The following is a 3,786-nucleotide window of genomic DNA, read 5'->3' as shown; positions in this document are numbered from 1 at the left end:
GCGGGGTGGAGCAGCCCGGTAGCTCGTCAGGCTCATAACCTGAAGGCCGCAGGTTCAAATCCTGCCCCCGCAACCAACCACAACGATCATATCCGCAAAAAGCCCGCCGGTTAGGTGGGTTTTTGCGTTCCAGGGCGCGGTCAACGGCGCGTCAAGGGCCGCAACAAGGCAAAGCCGACAAAACGGGCAGAAGACAGCAGATCCTGCCCCCGCAACCAAACCTACAAGCGGATCCTTCGATTGTGCCACTTGGTGTCCCGCGAAAGGGAAGTCGTGCTCTACGGAAAAGCTCATTCGCTAAAAGGATGATCGCCGTTAGATCGAAATGCGTAGAATATGTTCTCTTCTTTTTCGACTATAATTCCGGGATCCAAGCATTGAACGATCCTCATATTGATCGTGGCAATTTTGCGAGAGGGGCATGCCATGTATCGCAATGCTCGCCGGTGGGGTTCCCGGTCAACACGAGTGGATTTGTTGGCTCCACGGTGGGTGGCCGCCAGCGGAAAGGTGAGGACGCGCAAGACTACCTACGGGAGCGAGAATGCTTCTCAACTTGCTTCATTCGTGCAAACTGCGGATGGGAACAGGCATGGCGCCTCGGTTGACAGTCTCGTCAACGATTCTACGCTCCATGATCACGACAGTGGCCAAGGAGACGAAGTAGCTTCCGACGCGGACGGTCAGGTCAATATCGACCACGCACTGCCGTCGTTGACCGACCCGTTCGCAACGAGGGGAATTCAAAGCGATGATTCTGCCGCGGCTCTCGCCGGTGTGCCGGGTTATGCACCTTTCAGACGGGACGCGAATGGGTCTCCATACGGGACTGCATCGTCATTTCATGGTGCCCACGCTGGAATTGGTCCTATAGGCGACGATCCTTTGTCTCCGTTTCTACCGCAAAGCCCCGCTCCGACAGCGTCAGGGCGAGGTTCGGCCACTGTGACGGGCGAGCCTGCTGCTTCGGGTAACGTCGTAATCCTCGAGTCGACTCCGTCAGCGCAGGCGACTGCGCACGTTGCTGGATCTCATTCATTTTTGGCGTTTGGCATGCCCTTTGGAGTCTGCGGGTGCGGCTACTTTACCTCTCCCACGCGAATTCTTGATTGGGCCCAGGGCAACGGCATGCTTCAACGGGACGGTCAATTGCCGGGGACCAGGCTGACCGAGGGACCGGACTATGTGCCGACAGTCAAGGGGACAACCGGCGCCTCGATCAGCGACCCGCTTCTGGATCGTGACGTGTCCACTTTCTCCGGCTGGAACGGAACCGCAAGGTGGACAGAATCAGCGGCCCGGAATGGGTCATTGCCAGGCGGCGGCGAGACTGGAACGGGAACCGCTACCTCCAAAGGTATCGGCATCCTTTCCGGTTCGGTTACCGGACCGTTGGGCACGCAGGGGAAGGTGACGCAGAATCTGGCGGCCGCGGCCATCAACCCGATCGTGGCGGAAAACCAGAAGCAGGGCAATCCTGAAAGCGAATGGGGTATCGACGGTGCCGGTAGCTCCAACATCGAGGGGTTCGCGACCGACATTAGCGTCGACAACGGCAAGGCGATTAGCTTCAAGATCAATACGAATTCCACCAACTATCGAATCGATATTTACCGGCTCGGCTATTATGGCGGCATGGGCGCGCGCAAGGTTACCACCCTGCAGCACACCGGATTGCAGACACAGCCCAATCCGTTGCGCAATGCCTCGACCGGAACGGTGGATGCCGGCAACTGGGCAGTCTCGGCGTCGTGGACCGTACCAGAGGACGCCGTCTCAGGCGTCTATATTGCCAAGCTCGTGCGTCAGGATGGCACGTTCGGCGAGAACCATATCCCGTTCATCGTGCGCGACGACGACAGCCATAGCGACGTCGTCTTCCAGACCGCAGACGAGACCTGGCAGGCGTATAACGGCTGGGGTGGTGCAAACTTTTATGGCGGCAATGGCCCGGCGACGGGGCAGGGTTCTGGTCGCGCCTATGCAGTCAGCTACAATAGACCGATTGCGACCCGCGGCGGGGTCGGCACCTTTGCCGGTCCCCAAGACTATCTGTTCGGTGCCGAGTACGCAGGCATCTACTGGCTGGAACAGAACGGCTATGATGTTTCGTACATGTCGGGCGTCGACGTCGACCGTTATGGCAGTTTATTGCTCAATCATAAGATGTATCTTGATGCTGGGCACGACGAATATTGGTCCGGACAGCAGCGGGCCAATGTCGAAGCTGCACGCGACGCGGGCGTTAACCTGCAGTTCTGGAGCGGTAACGAGGTTTACTGGCGCACTCGTTGGGGCAACAGCTACAGTAGCGACGTCACGCCCTATCGCACCCTTATCTCCTACAAGGAGACATGGTCGCCCGGCAGCAGCATTGACCCCTCCAACGAATGGACAGGCACCTTCCGCGATCCGCGCCTCAGCCCACCCGCCGTCGGTGGCGGAAACCCGGAAAACTCACTGACCGGCCAGTTGTTTAAGGTCGACGATGTCGGCGGTAATCTTCAGGCGATCACGGTTCCCTACGATGACGCCAACTTGCGCTTTTGGCGCGATACGAGCGTTGCCAATCTTCAGCCCGGCCAGACGGCAACACTCACCAGAAACTATCTCGGTTATGAGTGGGACGAAGCGACGGACAATGGCTTCGATCCGGCTGGCCTCGTGAAGCTGTCGTCAACGACACTTCCGGTGAGCACTTACCTGCTCGACTACGGAAACACGACAGGCAACGGCGTCTCAACCCACAATCTGACGCTTTATCGGGCGCCCAGCGGAGCGCTCGTCTTCGGCGCTGGAACGGTCTATTGGGCCTGGGGTCTGAGCGACAACCACGACCTCCAGGTGACACCGACCGATCCCCGCGTGCGGCAGGCAATGGTCAATCTGCTTGCCGACATGGGTATCCAGCCTGGAACGCTGCAATCCGGGCTCGTCGCCGCGACCGCTTCGACTGACCATACCGCCCCAACCTCGACGATCACGGTGCCCGCAAATGTCGCCGCTGGGAACACGGTGACGATTACGGGCACTTCCTCGGATGTCGGCGGTGTGATCGCTGGCGTAGAGGTTTCGACGGACAATGGTGCGAGCTGGCATCCGGCGACAGGTGATGAGAACTGGACGTACACGTGGACGCCGCAGCTTGCTGGCACCTATACAATTCGCTCTCGTGCCGTCGACGATAGCATCAATTTGGAATCACCATCGGCAGGACGAACGGTCACCGTAACCACGCCGAGCTTTATCTCGCTGCTCGGGTCAGCGACACCTGCCGTCGTAAACACCAACGATACGTCCGCCATCGAGCTCGGGGTCAGATTCCAGACGTCGGCGGCCGGCACCGTCAGTGGTATCCGGTTCTACAAGGGCAGCCAAGATACCGGCACCCATACCGGCTCGCTGTGGTCGAGCACCGGTACGCGGCTGGCGACCCTTACGTTCACCAACGAGACCGCCAGCGGCTGGCAGAGCGCGACCTTCTCCAGCCCCGTTACGCTGACGCCGGGTGCCACCTACACGGCCTCCTACCACACTGATGTCGGCCATTACTCCACGACTTCCAACTACTTCACCGCAGATGTCACGAGCGGTCCGTTGACGGCGCCAGCCAGCGGCAACGGCGTCTACCGCTATGGTAGCACGAGCCAGTTTCCGAACAGCACCTTTCAGGCGGAGAACTACTGGGTCGACGTCATGTTCAACCCGTCGACCTCAGGCAACACGACGCCGACGGCGGTTGCCGATGCGGGGGATGCGACCGAGAAGGGCGGTACCGCCAACGGT

At 59.7% G+C, this 3,786-nt stretch carries 1 protein-coding gene; it reads left to right on the top strand.

Annotated features, from left to right (window positions below):
* Positions 1-426: 426 nt before the first annotated feature.
* Positions 427-3,786, top strand: a 3,360-nt coding sequence (locus tag ACPYOI_RS35190) for a N,N-dimethylformamidase beta subunit family domain-containing protein (RefSeq protein ID WP_481424075.1), incomplete at its 3' end; no start/stop codon positions are given.

The sequence above is a fragment of the Rhizobium sp. SVR5-2C genome, from assembly GCF_056755115.1.
The sequence above is the reverse complement of the archived record's forward strand: the minus strand, read 5'-3'. Positions and strand labels throughout refer to the sequence as shown.